Here is a 16,412-nt window from a genome sequence, read left to right on the forward strand (position 1 = left end):
AAGGATCTGTTATGGACGAAAAACGACTCACTCATTTGCGGCAATTGGAGGCGGAGAGTATCCATATCATCCGTGAAGTCGCCGCTGAATTCGCCAACCCGGTAATGCTGTATTCCATCGGCAAGGACTCTTCCGTGATGCTGCATTTGGCGCGTAAGGCGTTCTTCCCCGGCACGCTGCCGTTCCCGCTGCTGCACGTCGATACCGGCTGGAAATTCCGCGAAATGTACGAATTCCGCGATCGCACCGCGAAGGAGTACGGCTTCGAGCTGCTGGTGCATAAAAACCCGGAAGGGGTGGCGATGGGCATCAACCCGTTCGTGCACGGCAGCGCCAAGCATACCGACATCATGAAGACCGAGGGCCTGAAGCAGGCGTTGAACAAGTACGGTTTCGACGCCGCCTTCGGCGGTGCGCGGCGCGACGAGGAGAAATCGCGCGCCAAAGAGCGCATCTATTCGTTCCGCGATCGCTTCCACCGCTGGGATCCGAAAAACCAGCGGCCGGAGCTGTGGCACAACTACAACGGCCAGATCAACAAAGGGGAGAGCATCCGCGTCTTCCCGCTGTCGAACTGGACCGAGCTGGATATCTGGCAGTACATCTTCCTGGAAAAGATCGACATCGTGCCGCTGTACCTGGCGAAACCGCGCCCGGTGGTGGAGCGCGACGGCATGTTGATGATGGTGGACGACGATCGCATCGATCTGCAGCCGGGTGAAGTGATCAGCCAGCGCATGGTGCGTTTCCGCACCCTGGGGTGCTGGCCGCTGACCGGCGCGGTGGACTCGCAGGCGCAAACCCTGCCGGAGATCATCGAAGAAATGCTGGTCTCCACCACCAGCGAACGCCAGGGGCGGATGATCGATCGCGATCAGTCCGGCTCGATGGAGCTGAAAAAGCGTCAAGGGTATTTCTAAGGAGCCGCCGGATGAACAACGCAATTGCACAACAAATCGCTGACCAGGGCGGCGTCGAATCCTATCTGCACGCGCAGCAGCACAAGAGCCTGCTGCGCTTTCTGACCTGCGGCAGCGTCGATGACGGCAAAAGCACCCTGATTGGCCGCCTGCTGCACGATACCCGCCAGATCTACGAGGATCAGCTGTCGACGTTGCACAGTGACAGCAAACGCATCGGCACCCAGGGCGAAAAGCTCGATCTGGCGCTGCTGGTGGACGGCCTGCAGGCCGAGCGCGAGCAGGGCATCACCATCGACGTGGCCTATCGCTATTTCTCGACCGAAAAACGTAAATTTATCATCGCCGATACCCCGGGGCACGAGCAGTACACCCGCAACATGGCCACCGGCGCCTCGACCTGCGATCTGGCGATCCTGTTGATCGACGCGCGCAAAGGGGTGTTGGATCAGACTCGCCGCCACAGCTTTATCGCGACCCTGCTGGGCATTCGCCATCTGGTGGTTGCGGTAAACAAAATGGATCTGGTGGACTATCAGGAAGCGGTGTTCGAGCAGTTCAAACAGGATTACCTGACCTTCGCCCAGCAGCTGCCTGGCGACCTGGACATCAAGTTCGTGCCGCTGTCGGCGTTGGACGGCGACAACGTGGCGAGCGAAAGCGCCCATATGCCGTGGTATAGCGGCCCGACGCTGCTGGAAGTGCTCGAGAGCGTTGACGTGATCAGCGAGCGAGAAAACCAGCCGCTGCGCTTCCCGGTGCAGTACGTCAACCGCCCGAACCTCGATTTCCGCGGCTATGCCGGCACGCTGTCCGCCGGCGTAGTGCGGGTGGGGCAACGGGTCAAAGTGCTGCCTTCCGGCGTGGAGTCCAGCGTGGCGCGCATCGTGACCTTCGACGGCGATCTGCAAGAAGCGGTGCCGGGCGAGGCGATTACGCTGGTGCTGAAAGATGAAGTGGACATCAGCCGCGGCGATTTGCTGGTCGACGCTGGCGAAAGCCTGCAGGCGGCGCAGAGCGCGCGGGTGGACGTGGTATGGATGGCCGAGCAGCCGCTGGTGCCGGGCCAGAGCTACGACATCAAGATCGCCGGCAAAAAGACCCGCGCCCGCGTGGAGAGCATCCGCCATCAGGTGGAGATCAACACGCTGGCGCAACACCCGGCCGACACATTGCCGCTCAACGGCATCGGGTTGGTGGAGCTGACCTTCGACGAACCGCTGGTGCTGGACAGCTATCAGAGCAATCACGACACCGGCGGGCTGATCTTCATCGATCGCATGAGCAACGTGACGGTTGGCGCCGGTCTGGTGCGTGAAACGCTGCAGGATGCCTCGGCGGCGCGCGGCGAATTCAGCGCCTTCGAGCTGGAGCTGAATGCGCTGGTGCGCAAGCACTTCCCGCATTGGGGCGCACGCGATCTGCTCGGTGGCCGATAAGGTGGCCGCTGAACTGAGGGCGACCGGGCCGGACGACGAAAATGTGGTTTGGCATCCGCATGCGGTGACGCGTGCGGATCGCGAAGCGCGCAACGGCCACTGCGGCGCGGTGCTGTGGTTTACCGGGCTGTCCGGCTCGGGCAAATCCACCGTCGCCGGCGCGCTGGAGCAGGCGCTGCATGGGCTTGGCGTCAGCACCTATCTGCTGGACGGCGATAACGTGCGCCACGGCCTGTGCCGCGATCTCGGTTTTTCCGACGAGGATCGGCGCGAGAACATCCGCCGGGTGGGGGAAGTGGCCAAGCTGATGGTGGATGCCGGGCTGGTGGTGCTGACCGCGTTCATTTCGCCGCACCGCGCCGAGCGGAAAATGGTGCGCGAGATGCTCGGCGACGATCGCTTTATCGAGGTGTTCGTCGACACGCCGTTGGCGATCTGCGAGGCGCGCGATCCGAAAGGGTTGTATAAAAAAGCGCGCGCCGGCGAGCTGCGCAATTTCACCGGTATCGACGCGGTTTATGAGGCGCCGCAGCAGCCGGAAATCCACCTCGACGGCCAACAATTGGTAACAAATTTGATTGCGCAATTGTTAGACGTGTTGCGTGGTCAGGCTATTATCAAACCCTGAATTCAAAAAAAGCGTGTGGCGTTTTTCGCCATGCGCTTTTTACTCTAAGCCGCCGCAGAGCGAGCCGAATAACCAGGGATCACTATGCAAAATGTCACGCCTATCTTGATCGACTCCAAGCAGTCAAAACAGGAGAGAGAGGAGCCTTCTTATTCTTTCCTGGGCGGCGTCAGCGGCTTTGTTTTCTACTGGCTGGCGTTCGCGTTGCCGTTTCTGGTTTACGGTTCCAACACGCTGTTTTTCCTGCTCTATACCTGGCCGTTCTTCCTGGCGCTGATGCCGCTGTCGGTGCTGATCGGCATCACCCTCAGCATGCTGTTGCGCGGCCGTCTGATCCTGACGCTGCTGCTGACCGGCGCGATCGTGCTGTGCCTGTTCTGGCTGGTGTTCAGCTTCCTGACCGGGTGGTGAGAGAGCGGGCGCCGATGCCGGCGCCCGAAGGATTGCAAAGCCGTGTCGAAGGTTACAAAACTTTGCTCAGAAACGCCTGAGTGCGCGGATTGGCCGGCTGGCTGAAGATCTGCTGCGGCGCACCCTCCTCCTGAATGATCCCCTGATCGATAAACAGCACCCGGTCGGCCACCTCGCGGGCAAAGCCCATCTCATGCGTCACCACCACCATGGTCATGCCCTCGTGGGCCAGTGATTTCATCACCGCCAACACTTCGCCCACCAGCTCAGGATCGAGCGCGGAGGTCGGTTCATCGAACAACATGATCTTCGGCTCCATCGCCAGCGCGCGGGCGATCGCCACCCGCTGCTGCTGGCCGCCTGACAGGCTGTTGGGGTAGGCATCGATCTTGTCGAGCAGGCCGACCTTGAGCAGCAGCTGTTCTGCTTGCGCGATGGCTTCGGCGCGCGGCTGTTTCTTCACGCTTACCGGCGCCATGATGATGTTTTCCAACACCGTCATGTGCGGGAACAGATTGAAACGCTGGAACACCATGCCCACGCTTTCCCGCATTTTGTTCAGGTCGGTTTTCTGATCGTGGACGGCGAAGCCGTTCACCTCGATCTCGCCGCCGGAGAGCGTTTCCAGCGCATTGATGCAGCGCAGGAAGGTGCTTTTGCCCGAGCCGGAAGGGCCGATGACGCACACCACTTCGTTGGCGGCAATCTGGCAAGAAATGCCGCGCAGCACGTGGCTTTCGCCGAACTGTTTTTGCAGGTTATGTACGCGAATCACTTTTACCGAACCTCTTTTCCATATGCTGCACCAGCAGCGAGAGCAGGAAGGTGATGACCCAATAGACCAGCGAAATGGTCAGATAGGGCTCCCAGTAGGTGGCGTAGGCGCCGGAGACGGTACGGGCGGCATAGGCCAGATCCGCCAGGCCGATGGCGGAGGCCAGCGACGAATCCTTGACGATGGCGATGGCGTTGTTGCCCAGCGGCGGCAGCATGCGGCGGAAGGCCTGCGGCAGGATCACCTGGCGCATGGTCTTGCCATAGCTCATGCCCAGTGAGCGTGAGGCTTCCATCTGGCCGCGGTCGATAGACTGGATCCCGGCGCGGAAGATTTCCGACACATAGGCACCGGCGTTGAGCGTGATCGCCACCACGCAGGAGAGAAAGGCGCCGTAGTCGGCGCGCAGCGCACGGGCGAAATCGACGCTCATCAGGCCGCTGGTGACCAGCAGACCGTCACGCGGGTTGATGAACAGCGGCACCAGCGCGAAGTGCACCACCATGATCTGCACGAACAGCGGTGTGCCGCGAAAGGCGCTGATGTAGATGCGCACCGGCCACTGAACGCCGTAATGCAGGATGGGTTTCCAGATGCCGTGCGGCGCCTGCGCCAAACGGCCCAGCCCGAGGAGCAAGCCCCAGGTGGTGCCCAGCAGCACGCAGATAATGGTGCATTTGATGGTCATCCAGGCGCCTTCCATAAACAGCGGCGCGTATTCCTGGATGATCTCCCAGCGGAAGTTCAAGGGGTATTCCTTCTTGGTAGGCTGAAACGGTGGTGCGCCGACGCCCTTGCGGGCGCCGGCTACTGGGGATTATTCCGCCGGCAGCGTCGGTACGTTGCTGTCGAACCAGGTTTGGTAGATCTTGGCGTAGGTGCCGTCGGCGACGATTTTCTTCAGGCCGGCGTTGATCTTGTTGCGCAGCTCATCGTTGCCTTTGGCGACGGCGATGCCGAAATACTGGCGCTCGAACTTGGCGTCGGGCACCAGCTTGAAGGCTTTCTCAGGGTGGGTCTTGATATAGAACTTGGCCACGCCGACGTCGCCGACCGCCGCGCCGATGCCGTCTTCATACAGCTCCTGCAGCATCAGCGGGGTATTGTCGAAGCGCTTGATGGCGGTGCTGTTCTTGCCCAGCACGTCGGACACCACGATGTCGCCGGTGCTGGAGTTCACTACGCCGACCTTCAGCGCTTTCAGCGCGGCGATGGAGTCCACCTTCGAGTCTTGCGGCACCACGATGGCCTGCTCAGCCGGGAAGTAAGGCGCAGAGAAATCAACCATCTGCTTGCGCTTATCGGTGATGGTGATGCCGGAAATGATGATATCGCGATCGCCGGAGTTCAGCGTGGCGAAGATCCCTTCCCACGGCGTATTGATCAGTTTGATTTGGAAGCCTTCGGCCTTGGCCACCGCCTTGATGATGTCGATGTCGAAGCCTTCCAGCTGCTTTTGGCTGTTTTCAAATTCGAATGGCCGATAGGTGCCGCCGGAGCCGACGACGTAGGTGGGTTCAGCCGCCAACGCGGCGATGGAGAAGGTGGCGGCCAGGCAGGCGCCGATCAGAACTAAACGTTTTAACATCGCGATCCCCGATAATGAATGGTTATATATTGGAATTATTTATGCACTATGAGTGCATAAAAATAAGCTTCAATGAATGAAAGTGCAACCGCTGCATGACGATTCTTCTCTCTATGGTGTTAAATATTCACTTTTTGCTTTGCTGTGGCGTAAGCGATGTGTCAGGAAGCGGTGATGCAGTGATTCTTGCTGCATAATGGAGGTAGGGCAGTGTGTGTCTCATTGGAAAACGCGGCGCGTGCGCCGAGCCAAAGGGGCGTTTTTTGCCGCTTTCGCAGCGGAATTAGGCGATAAACACGGGAACCCTTCATCCGTATTCTGAATTTGGCGTTGAAATGCCGCTCTCAGTGTGGAGTCCAACGAGAAGTTGTGGGATGATTGGTCGGTTTTTCAGGGGGCGGAGATGGGAAAACTTACGCTGCTATTGCTGGCATTGCTCGGTTGGTTACAGTATTCACTGTGGCTGGGCAAAAATGGTATTCACGATTACGTGCGGGTCAATGAAGACGTTGCGGTCCAGCAGGGCAACAACGCCAAGTTGAAAGCGCGTAACGATCAGCTGTTTGCCGAAATCGATGATTTGAACGGCGGACAGGAAGCGATCGAAGAGCGTGCGCGTAATGAGCTGGGCATGATCAAGCCCGGTGAGACTTTCTATCGTCTGGTTCCTGACCAATCCAGGCGCAACGCGGCGTCTTCTTCGCAAAACAACGCACAAAAATAACGCATGAATCACTCCGCAGGTACCTTTCCCTCGGTGATTGCCGTCCTGCCCGCTGCCGGTATCGGCAGCCGCATGCAGGCGGAATGCCCGAAGCAATATTTAACCATCGGCCGGCACAGCATCGTCGAACACGCCATCCACGCCCTGTTGCGCCACCCGCGCATTGAACGGGTGATCGTGGCGATCGGCCCCGAAGATCGTCAGTTCGAACGGCTACCCATCGCTCAGGATCCGCGGGTGACCGTCACCGAGGGCGGCAAACAGCGCGCCGATTCGGTGATGGCCGGGTTGAAACTGGCGGGTGATGCGGACTGGGTGTTGGTGCACGACGCCGCGCGCCCCTGCCTGCACGCCGACGATCTCGAGCGCCTGCTGGCGATCACCGCACACAGCAAGGTGGGCGGCATTCTCGCCGCGCCGGTGCGCGACACCATGAAGCGCGCCGAACCCGGCCGCGACACCATCGCCCACACCGTTGAACGGCAGGATCTGTGGCATGCGCTGACGCCGCAGCTGTTTCCGCTGCCGCTGCTCAAGCAGTGCCTGCAGCGCGCGCTGGATGAAGGCGCAAACGTCACCGACGAAGCCTCGGCGCTGGAGCATTGCGGCTATCATCCGCAGCTGATCGCCGGCCGGGCGGACAACATTAAAGTAACGCGGCCGGAGGATTTGGCGCTGGCGGCGTTCTATTTGACCCAGTTAGACAATTAAGGAGCGCATCATGCGTATCGGTCACGGTTTTGATGTACATAAATTCGGCGGCGAAGGCCCGTTGGTGATCGGTGGTGTTCGCATCCCTTACGACAAAGGCTTGCTGGCCCACTCCGACGGTGACGTCGCGCTGCATGCCGCCACCGACGCCCTGTTGGGGGCGGCGGCGCTGGGCGATATCGGCAAACTGTTCCCCGATACCGATCCGGCCTTCAAAGGCGCCGACAGCCGCGAGCTGCTGCGCGAAGCCTGGAAACGCATCCGCGCCAAAGGTTACCGCCTCGGTAACCTCGATATCACCATCATCGCTCAGGCGCCGAAAATGGCGCCGCACATCCCGCAGATGCGCGTCTTCCTGGCGGAAGATCTGCAGTGCCATATGGATGACGTCAACGTGAAGGCCACCACCACCGAACAGCTCGGTTTCACCGGGCGCGGCGAGGGCATCGCGTGCGAAGCGGTCGCCTTGCTGATCAAGGAATAACCGCATGGATATGGCGAATCTGACCTGGCTGCATGGCCGGCCGCAGAGTTCCGGGGTGTTGAAAGCCAATCCGGAAGATTTCGTGGTGGTCGAAGATCTGGGTTTTGCACCGGACGGCGAAGGCGAGCACGTGCTGGTAAATATCCGTAAAAACGGCTGCAATACCCAGTTCGTGGCCGATTACCTGGCGCGCTTCGCCGGTATTCACGCCCGTTCTGTCAGCTATGCCGGTTTGAAGGATCGCCACGCGGTGACCGAACAGTGGTTCTGCCTGCATATGCCGGGCAAAGACACGCCGGATTTCTCCCGGTTTACGCTGGAAGGCTGCGAGGTGCTCTCGTTCGCCCGCCACCTGCGCAAAATGCGCATCGGCAATCTGAAGGGCAACCACTTTACGCTGGTGCTGCGCCAGATTTCCGATCGGCAGGACGTGGAACGTCGCCTGCAGGCCATCGCCGCGCAGGGCGTGCCAAACTACTTCGGCAGCCAGCGTTTCGGTCGTGGCGGCAACAACCTGGTGATGGCGCGCCGCTGGGCGAACGACGAAATTCGTGTCAAAGAGCGCAGTAAGCGCAGCTTCTACCTGTCCGCCAGCCGTAGCGCGCTGTTCAATCTGATCGCGAGCCAACGCCTGGCTGACGGGCTGCAGCGCACCGTGCTGGAAGGGGATGCCCTGCAGCTGAGTGGGCGCGGCAGCTGGTTCGTCGCCAAAGCTGATGAGCTGGAGACGTTGCAGCAACGGCTGGATGCCGGCGAGCTGGCGATCACGGCTCCCTTGCCGGGCGACGGTGAGCCAGGCACTGCCGGCCAAGCCTTGGTTTTTGAACAACAATGCTTGGCGGAACAACCGGAATTGCTTACGCTTTTAAAGCGCGAGCGTGTCGAACCCGCTCGCCGGGCCCTGCTGTTGCAGCCGCAAAATTTGCAGTGGAACTGGTGGGATGACGTTACCGTGGAACTGCGCTTCTGGCTGCCGGCGGGCAGCTTTGCTACCAGCGTGGTTCGCGAGATCATGCAGCAGGATAACAGTGATGCGGATATTGCTGAGTAACGATGACGGCGTCAGCGCCCCGGGCATTCAGGTGCTGGCGGCGGCGCTGCGGGAATTCGCCGAAGTGCAGGTCGTGGCGCCGGATCGTAACCGCAGCGGTTCTTCCAATGCTTTAACGCTGGAGTCGCCGTTGCGCACGCAGACGCTGGCCAACGGGGATATTGCGGTGTTGCAAGGGACGCCGACCGACTGCGTTTACCTTGGCGTCAACGCATTGATGCGCCCGGCGCCCGATATCGTGGTATCCGGCATTAACGCCGGGCCGAATTTGGGCGACGACGTTATCTATTCCGGCACCGTCGCGGCGGCGATGGAGGGCCGGCACCTGGGGTTGCCTGCCTTGGCGGTGTCGCTGAACGGCCACCGGCACTACGCGACCGCAGCCGCCATTACCTGCCGCATCCTGCGCGCGCTGCAGCGCGAACCGCTACGTACCGGAAAAATTCTGAATATTAACGTGCCGGATCTGCCGCTGGCTGAGATCAAAGGCCTGCGCGTTACCCGCTGCGGCAGCCGCCATCCCGCCGACAAGGTCTTCTGCCAGCAGGATCCGCGCGGACAAAATATCTACTGGATCGGGCCGCCTGGTGATAAATTTGATGCCGGGCCGGATACCGACTTTGCGGCGGTGGAACAAGGCTATGTGGCGATAACGCCGCTGCAGGTGGATTTAACCGCCTACGCGGCGCAAGAAGTCGTGAAAACATGGTTAACCAAGGCAGAGGTTAGCGGGGAATGGTGAATAAGCGCATGCAAACATTGCTGACGCAGCTGCGGCAGCAGGGGATCCGAGACGAAAAGCTGCTGCGGGCGATCGAGGCGGTGCCGCGCGAGCGTTTTGTTGATGAAGCGCTGGATCATAAGGCCTACGAAAACACCGCATTGCCGATCGGTTCCGGTCAGACCATTTCCCAGCCTTATATGGTGGCGCGGATGACCGAGCTGCTGAATCTGAAACCTACCTCAAGGGTGCTGGAGATCGGTACCGGTTCCGGTTATCAAACCGCTATCCTGGCGCATCTGGTGCAACACGTTTGTTCCGTCGAACGCATCAAGGGGCTGCAGTGGCAGGCCAAGCGCCGCCTGAAACAGCTCGATCTTCACAATGTTTCCACCCGCCATGGCGATGGCTGGCAGGGTTGGGCGTCGCGCGGCCCGTTCGATGCGATCATCGTCACTGCCGCGCCGCCGGAGATCCCGCAGGCACTGGTGGAGCAGCTGGACGACGGCGGCATTTTGGTGTTGCCGGTGGGCGAGCAGGCCCAAACCCTCAAACGCATTCAGCGTCATGGCAACGATTTCGTTGTCGATGCGGTAGAGGCGGTGCGCTTTGTGCCGTTGGTGAAAGGCGAATTGGCCTAGCGATTGTCTGAATTTTCGACCGTCTGCAAAATCTGTTGCACTTTCATCATGGCCGGATAAGGTTTTCTCGTTCCAATCAGGCTAATTTTCACTAGAATTGGCCTTTCTACGTAGTTGTCTTATGGTGCGGCAACGCCAATGTGGTTAGCATTGGCGCGCGTTTTGATGCTCCGGCGCGAGATGACCTGGCGTTCAGGGATCGGCCGGCGGCGCCTTTACATCGCAGAAACTGGGAAGTGGCAAAAGCTCGGCTACGATGTAAAGGGTATTTTGGATATATCACTGATATTGCTGTCATGGGGGAAGCATGAGCACGGGAAGCCCAATGATTACGTTACGCCGGGTAGCGGTGTGTACGATGGTAAGTTTGTGGTTGGCGGGTTGTACGAATACGGCCTCGACGTCGGCTCCTATCAGCAGCGTGGGGGGCGGCGGTGCCGCTCCATCCGGCAATAATAATGGCGGAGTGCAGCAGGCCAGCCCAGAGGGCCGCATTGTTTATAACCGCAGTTATAACGCCATCCCTAAAGGGAGTTACAGCGGCGGCGAAACTTATACGGTCAAGCGCGGCGATACGCTGTTTTATATCGCCTGGATCACCGGCAATGATTTCCGCGACCTGGCGCAGCGCAACAATATTCCCGAGCCATACAGCCTGAATGTTGGCCAAACCATTCAACTTGGTAATGGTTCCGCCAACGGCGGCGGCGGCATGTTGGCGACGACAGATGCGACCAAAGGCGGTGTTCCGAAGCCACCTTCCAGCTCCCAGATCCAGACGGCAACGGTTGATTCTCAATCAACTAACGCGTATTCTGAAAACTCGGGTAAACAGAATGTAGGTAAGATGTTACCTGCAGCAGGTGCCGCAGCGGTTGGGACCGCGACTGCGCCTGTTACCGCGCCGGAAGCCGCTCCGCCTGTGAGCAGCACCGTCAGCAACAGCGCTCCGGTCAGTACCTGGAGATGGCCGACTGACGGTAAGGTTATTGATAACTTTTCCTCATCAGAAGGTGGGAATAAGGGTGTCGATATCGCCGGTTCCCGTGGGCAGCCTATCTTCGCTACCGCCGATGGCCGCGTAGTGTATGCAGGCAACGCTTTACGGGGTTACGGTAATCTAATCATCATCAAACATAATGATGATTACCTGAGCGCCTACGCTCATAACGACACAATGCTGGTCCGGGAACAACAAGAAGTGAAGGCGGGTCAAAAAATAGCCACCATGGGTAGCACCGGTACCAGTTCAGTACGTTTGCATTTTGAAATTCGTTACAAGGGGAAATCCGTAAACCCGCTGCGTTATCTTCCGCAGCGATAGATTGGGCAGAATACGCTGAGATTCTGCTCGCGGTATCACGGGTAGGAGCAGCATATGAGCCAAAATACGCTGAAAGTTAACGAGTTACATGATGATGCGGATTTCGACGAGAATGGAGCTGAGGCCGAGTCGTTTGATGAAAAAGCGCTGGTAGAAGAAGAGACCAGCGAGAACGATTTAGCGGAAGAAGAGCTGTTGTCTCAAGGCGTTACGCAACGCGTATTGGATGCGACGCAGCTCTATCTGGGTGAGATCGGTTATTCACCTCTGCTGACCGCAGAGGAAGAAGTCTATTTTGCGCGGCGTGCTCTGCGCGGTGACGTGCCGTCCCGCCGCCGCATGATTGAAAGCAACCTGCGGCTGGTGGTGAAAATCGCCCGCCGCTACAGCAACCGCGGTCTGGCGCTGCTGGATCTGATCGAAGAGGGTAACCTCGGTCTGATTCGCGCAGTGGAAAAATTCGACCCGGAACGCGGCTTCCGCTTCTCCACTTATGCAACCTGGTGGATCCGTCAGACGATTGAACGGGCGATCATGAACCAAACCCGTACCATTCGTTTGCCTATCCATATCGTCAAAGAACTGAATGTCTATCTGCGCACCGCGCGCGAGCTTTCCCACAAGCTGGATCATGAACCGAGCGCTGAAGAAATTGCCGAGCAACTCGACAAGCCGGTGGATGACGTCAGCCGCATGCTGCGCCTGAATGAGCGCATCACCTCGGTGGATACGCCGCTGGGTGGGGATTCGGAGAAAGCGCTGCTGGACATTCTGGCCGACGAGAAGGACAACGGGCCTGAAGACACCACGCAAGATGACGATATGAAGCAAAGCATCGTCAAATGGCTGTTCGAACTGAACGCCAAACAGCGTGAAGTGTTGGCGCGTCGTTTCGGCCTGCTGGGCTATGAAGCGGCGACGCTGGAAGACGTAGGCCGGGAGATTGGCCTGACGCGCGAGCGCGTCCGTCAGATTCAGGTAGAAGGTCTGCGCCGTCTGCGTGAGATTTTGCAGATGCAGGGCCTGAGCATTGAGGCGCTGTTCCGCGAATAACGCCGGTTGTTGAACCGCATCAAATAAAAACGGTGAGCATGATGCTCACCGTTTTTTTATGCCCGCGTTTGGCGCCAGATTACACCATATTTTTCAGCCGGTAGATCCATTCCAGCGCCTGTCGCGGCGACAGGGAATCCGGATCAAGCGCCTCCAGGGCTTCTACCGCCGGCGAGGTCTCTTCCTGCAGCAGCGTCATCTGGGTGGCATCGACGCTGCCCGATGCGGTGTGGCTGGAGATGGATTCCAGCTCGCGCAGTTTCTGACGGGCGCGTTTGATGACGTCGCGCGGCACGCCGGCCAGCGCGGCGACCGCCAGGCCATAGCTTTTGCTGGCGGCACCGTCCTGCACGCTGTGCATGAAGGCGATGGTGTCGCCGTGTTCAAGCGCATCCAGATGCACGTTGACCACGCCTTCCATCTTCTCCGGCAGGGTCGTCAGCTCGAAGTAGTGGGTGGCGAACAGCGTCATCGCCTTGATGCGGTTGGCCAGGTTCTCGGCGCAGGCCCAGGCCAGCGACAGGCCGTCGTAGGTGGAGGTGCCGCGGCCGATTTCATCCATCAACACCAGGCTGTGCTCGGTGGCGTTGTGCAGAATGTTGGCGGTTTCGGTCATCTCCACCATGAAGGTGGAGCGGCCGGAAGCCAGATCGTCCGCCGCGCCGACGCGGGTGAAGATGCGATCCACCGGGCCGATGGTGGCCTTGGTGGCCGGCACGTAGCTGCCGATGTGCGCCATCAGCACGATCAGCGCCGTTTGCCGCATATAGGTGCTTTTACCGCCCATATTCGGACCGGTTATGATCAGCATGCGGCGCTGCGGCGACAGGGTGAGCGGGTTGGAGATAAACGGCTCGCTCAGCACCTGCTCCACCACCGGATGGCGGCCTTCGGTAATGCGGATCCCCGGCTGCTCGCTCATGGTCGGGCAAGCGTAGTTCAGGGTATCGGCGCGCTCGGCCAGGTTGGCCAGCACGTCCAGCTCGGCCAGCGCGGCGGCGCTTTGTTGCAGCTCCGCCAGGTGCGGCAGCAGCAGATCGAACAGCTCGTCGTACAGGCTTTTCTCGATCGCCAGCGCCTTACCCTTGGAGGTGAGCACTTTGTCTTCGTACTCTTTCAGTTCCGGGATGATATAGCGCTCGGCGTTTTTCAGCGTCTGACGGCGTACATAGTGGATCGGCACCAGGTGGCTTTGACCGCGGCTGACCTGAATGTAATAGCCGTGTACGCCGTTGAAGCCGACCTTCAGCGTATCCAGACCCAGCTTTTCACGCTCGCGGATCTCCAGCCGATCGAGGTAGTCGCTGGCGCCGTCGGCCAACGCGCGCCACTCGTCCAGTTCGCTGTTGTAGCCGGGGGCGATCACGCCGCCGTCGCGCACCAGCACCGGCGGTGATTCAATGACCGCACGTTCCAGCAGCTCGCGCAGTTCGTCAAACTGGCCCACCTGCGACAGCAGCTGCTGCACGTGCGGCGTTTTCACATCCTGCAGCAGCGCGCGGATGTCCGGCAGTTGCTGGAAAGCATGGCGCATGCGCGCCAGATCGCGCGGCCGGGCGGTGCGCAGCGCCAAACGCGCCAAAATACGTTCCTGATCGCCTACCTGACGCAGCGAAGGCTGCAGATCCGCGAACAGTTCCTGCAATGCGCCGATCGCCTGCTGGCGGGCGGTCAGCACCTTGATGTCGCGGGTCGGCATGTGCAGCCAGCGTTTCAGCATGCGGCTGCCCATCGGCGTGACCGTACGGTCGAGGATCGCCGCCAGCGTGTTGTCGCTGCCGCCGGACAGGCTCTGCGTCAGCTCCAGGTTGCGGCGGGTGGCGGCATCCATGATGATGCCGTCCTGTTGGCGTTCCATGGTGATGCCGCGAATGTGCGGCAGCGAAGTGCGTTGGGTATCTTTGACGTACTGCAGCAGACAGCCGGCGGCGCGCAGCGCCTGGTGCGCCTGCTCGACGCCGAAGCCGTTCAAGTCGCGGGTGCCGAACTGCAGGTTGAGCTGCTGACGCGCGGTCTCAAGCTCGAATTCCCACAGCGGACGGCGGCGCAGGCCGTGGCGCTGTTCGATCAGCGCCATGTGTTCGAAGGTTTCCGGATACAGCAGCTCGGCCGGATTGGTGCGCTGCAGCTCGGCCGCCATGGTTTCCAGATCCTGCGGCTCGGCGACGCGGAAGCGGCCGGAGCTGACGTCCAGCGTGGCGTAGCCGAAGCCGCGCGCGTCCTGCCAGATCGCCGCCAGCAGGTTGTCCTGACGCTCTTGCAGCAGCGCTTCGTCGGTGATGGTGCCGGGGGTGACGATACGCACCACTTTGCGTTCGACCGGCCCTTTGCTGGTGGCCGGATCGCCGATCTGCTCGCAGATGGCGACGGACTCGCCGAGCTGCACCAGCTTGGCCAGGTAGTTCTCCACCGCGTGGTGCGGCACGCCGGCCATCGGGATCGGTTCGCCCGCCGAGGCGCCGCGTTTGGTCAGCGAGATATCCAGCAGTTGGGAAGCGCGCTTGGCGTCGTCGTAAAATAGCTCGTAGAAGTCGCCCATGCGGTAGAACAGCAGGATTTCAGGATGCTGGGCCTTGAGGCGCAGGTACTGCTGCATCATTGGCGTGTGCGAATCGAGTTTATCGGTGCTATTCATGCGATTATTTTTCCAATCCATTGAATGTAAAGGTCACTGTGATTTTCATTGTCGTCATTCGCTATCACATTGTTTCAGCAGGCGTCGCCCCATTCAGCGCTTGGCGGGCGGCGCAAATCAAATTATCAATACGCCAAACGGCGCGCTCAAACCCGAGGTTTGCACAGACGCTTATACTAGCCCAGCGGGCAATCGGCTGTCACAGGTAAAAATGGGAAGTGCTGCGCAAGGCCGGTTTGCAACGAAGCGAGATTGTCGTTCGCCTGCGGGCAACAACGCAAGTGTCGCCGCCTGCAGTAGTGGTGGAGAGGTTATTGCGCGGCGGTGAGAGGCAAGGGCAGTTGATAGAGGAGGAAACTGTCGGGCACTTCGGTTTCATGGCCGGGCAGCAGGCGGTGGCGGATGCGCGATTCGCTGACGAAGGCGCAGCCTTGCGGGGTAATAGTCAGGTTGACCGGCGATTCCATGCCTTCGCGCAAGACCTCAAGCTGGTGCATGCCTGCCGCCTTGGGTGAGGGGATCCGCAGGATCCGCCCCTGGCCGCTTTGGATCCCGTTTTCCAGCACGATCAGCGCGCCGTCCGGCGCCAATCCCATTCCGTCCGGGTTTTCGATGAGGCGCGGCAGCCGCATTTCCGTCAGCTGCGGCTTTGGAGCGTTATAACTGAGGGTGTAGAGCTTACCGGTGCCGAAATTGGCGACAGCCATCAGCCGGTCGTCGAGCAGCACGATCCCGGCGGCGCCCAGCCCGCTGGGGGCCGCTAACTGCGGATCCTGAAACAGCGTACGGAATGCCGTCTCGCCCGGCCGCAGGCGCAGGATGCCGCCGCCGCGGGTTTCCGTCACATACACCGTACCGTCTGCGCCGAGTACGATATCGTTACCCATTTCTCCCGTCGGCAACGCCAGGCTGCGGTCGAGCGTGCCATCCGCGACGTTCAGCGCGTAAATGCGGTTGGCGCGCGTTTTGCCGCCGGAGAGAAAGTCCGGCGAATTGCCCCACAGCAACCCGCGCCGTTCGTCCAGCCGCAGCGCGTTTGAGGCGAACACCGTGTCAGCGCCGGGGAAAAAGGTTTCCCACGCTTGACCCGGCCGCTTGCGCAGCACGTTGCCGCTGGTGACAAAGCCGACATACAGCGTACCGTCCGTCGCACGGGCGATGCCATTGGGGTAAAGTGCGCCAGGCGGTAGCGTCATGCTGCTTTCTGTGCAGTCTGCGCTGACGGCAGCCTGCACCGGAACGCTAAGGGGGAATGCGGCAGCGAGGGCGAGCAACACCGCTCGCACGGTAACAGCGTATGACATGTT

17 protein-coding genes are annotated in these 16,412 nt (G+C 60.2%); 12 read left to right on the forward strand and 5 right to left on the reverse strand.

Annotation, left to right across the window (positions count from 1 at the left end; all coding sequences use genetic code 11):
- Positions 1-11 precede the first annotated feature (11 nt).
- From cysD to ACJ8OK_RS12070, 4 genes are all read left to right on the forward strand, one after another.
- The gene (gene cysD, locus ACJ8OK_RS12055) at positions 12-920 is read left to right on the forward strand and encodes a sulfate adenylyltransferase subunit CysD (RefSeq protein ID WP_004932620.1); all 909 of its coding nucleotides are present in this window, start codon (positions 12-14) and stop codon (positions 918-920) included.
- 11 nt (positions 921-931) lie between these two features.
- Positions 932-2,359 carry a sulfate adenylyltransferase subunit CysN gene (cysN, locus tag ACJ8OK_RS12060; protein WP_033631809.1) on the forward strand — a complete coding sequence of 476 codons (1,428 nt, stop codon included), beginning with the start codon at positions 932-934 and terminating at the stop codon, positions 2,357-2,359.
- Positions 2,298-2,987: an adenylyl-sulfate kinase gene (cysC, locus tag ACJ8OK_RS12065; RefSeq protein WP_442530605.1), complete on the forward strand. Its 690-nt coding sequence runs from the start codon at positions 2,298-2,300 to the stop codon at positions 2,985-2,987. The genes cysN and cysC overlap by 62 nt, the downstream gene beginning before the upstream one ends.
- Positions 2,988-3,071: 84 nt before the next feature.
- Positions 3,072-3,398: a DUF3561 family protein gene (locus tag ACJ8OK_RS12070; RefSeq protein ID WP_004932611.1), complete on the forward strand. Its 327-nt coding sequence runs from the start codon at positions 3,072-3,074 to the stop codon at positions 3,396-3,398.
- Between the two features lie 52 nt (positions 3,399-3,450).
- On the opposite strand, the gene ACJ8OK_RS12075 is transcribed toward ACJ8OK_RS12070, so the two are convergent.
- The 3 genes from ACJ8OK_RS12075 to ACJ8OK_RS12085 all read right to left on the reverse strand — a co-directional run bounded on the left by ACJ8OK_RS12075 (position 3,451) and on the right by ACJ8OK_RS12085 (position 5,761).
- Positions 3,451-4,173 carry an amino acid ABC transporter ATP-binding protein gene (locus ACJ8OK_RS12075; protein ID WP_015376686.1) on the reverse strand — a complete coding sequence of 241 codons (723 nt, stop codon included), beginning with the start codon at positions 4,171-4,173 and terminating at the stop codon, positions 3,451-3,453.
- Positions 4,157-4,876, reverse strand: coding sequence for an amino acid ABC transporter permease (locus ACJ8OK_RS12080; RefSeq protein WP_049188078.1), 720 nt, complete (start codon positions 4,874-4,876; stop codon positions 4,157-4,159). Before ACJ8OK_RS12080 ends, ACJ8OK_RS12075 begins: the two co-directional genes overlap by 17 nt.
- A gap of 114 nt (positions 4,877-4,990) precedes the next feature.
- Positions 4,991-5,761, reverse strand: a complete 771-nt coding sequence (locus ACJ8OK_RS12085; protein WP_044029659.1) for a basic amino acid ABC transporter substrate-binding protein — start codon at positions 5,759-5,761, stop codon at positions 4,991-4,993.
- A 403-nt stretch (positions 5,762-6,164) separates the two neighbouring features.
- Between ACJ8OK_RS12085 and ftsB the strand changes: the two genes are divergently transcribed.
- From ftsB to rpoS, 8 genes are all read left to right on the forward strand, one after another.
- On the forward strand, positions 6,165-6,485 hold the full coding sequence (gene ftsB / locus ACJ8OK_RS12090) for a cell division protein FtsB (RefSeq protein WP_016929043.1): 321 nt from the start codon (positions 6,165-6,167) through the stop codon (positions 6,483-6,485).
- A gap of 3 nt (positions 6,486-6,488) precedes the next feature.
- Positions 6,489-7,196, forward strand: a complete 708-nt coding sequence (ispD, locus tag ACJ8OK_RS12095; protein WP_015376689.1) for a 2-C-methyl-D-erythritol 4-phosphate cytidylyltransferase — start codon at positions 6,489-6,491, stop codon at positions 7,194-7,196.
- Positions 7,197-7,206: 10 nt separating this feature from the next.
- Entirely contained in the window at positions 7,207-7,680 is a 474-nt protein-coding gene (gene ispF, locus ACJ8OK_RS12100) for a 2-C-methyl-D-erythritol 2,4-cyclodiphosphate synthase (RefSeq protein ID WP_004932594.1), read from the forward strand.
- 4 nt (positions 7,681-7,684) lie between these two features.
- The gene (gene truD / locus ACJ8OK_RS12105) at positions 7,685-8,731 is read left to right on the forward strand and encodes a tRNA pseudouridine(13) synthase TruD (RefSeq protein WP_060558600.1); all 1,047 of its coding nucleotides are present in this window, start codon (positions 7,685-7,687) and stop codon (positions 8,729-8,731) included.
- Positions 8,712-9,473, forward strand: a complete 762-nt coding sequence (gene surE, locus ACJ8OK_RS12110; protein ID WP_033631815.1) for a 5'/3'-nucleotidase SurE — start codon at positions 8,712-8,714, stop codon at positions 9,471-9,473. Before truD ends, surE begins: the two co-directional genes overlap by 20 nt.
- Complete coding sequence (locus ACJ8OK_RS12115; RefSeq protein ID WP_004932585.1) at positions 9,467-10,093, forward strand: protein-L-isoaspartate(D-aspartate) O-methyltransferase; 627 nt, start codon at positions 9,467-9,469, stop codon at positions 10,091-10,093. The genes surE and ACJ8OK_RS12115 overlap by 7 nt, the downstream gene beginning before the upstream one ends.
- Positions 10,094-10,418: 325 nt before the next feature.
- Entirely contained in the window at positions 10,419-11,417 is a 999-nt protein-coding gene (gene nlpD / locus ACJ8OK_RS12120) for a murein hydrolase activator NlpD (protein ID WP_015376692.1), read from the forward strand.
- A gap of 54 nt (positions 11,418-11,471) precedes the next feature.
- Positions 11,472-12,470, forward strand: a complete 999-nt coding sequence (rpoS, locus tag ACJ8OK_RS12125; protein ID WP_004932578.1) for an RNA polymerase sigma factor RpoS — start codon at positions 11,472-11,474, stop codon at positions 12,468-12,470.
- A gap of 79 nt (positions 12,471-12,549) precedes the next feature.
- Here rpoS and mutS read toward each other — a convergent pair whose 3' ends face one another.
- Positions 12,550-15,105, reverse strand: a complete 2,556-nt coding sequence (mutS, locus tag ACJ8OK_RS12130; RefSeq protein ID WP_048326278.1) for a DNA mismatch repair protein MutS — start codon at positions 15,103-15,105, stop codon at positions 12,550-12,552.
- Positions 15,106-15,416: 311 nt separating this feature from the next.
- Positions 15,417-16,409, reverse strand: a complete 993-nt coding sequence (locus ACJ8OK_RS12135) for a Vgb family protein (protein WP_311265702.1) — start codon at positions 16,407-16,409, stop codon at positions 15,417-15,419.
- Positions 16,410-16,412 lie beyond the last annotated feature (3 nt).

Source organism: Serratia sp. CY71090 (genome assembly GCF_052166845.1).
Lineage (GTDB): Bacteria > Pseudomonadota > Gammaproteobacteria > Enterobacterales > Enterobacteriaceae > Serratia > Serratia nematodiphila.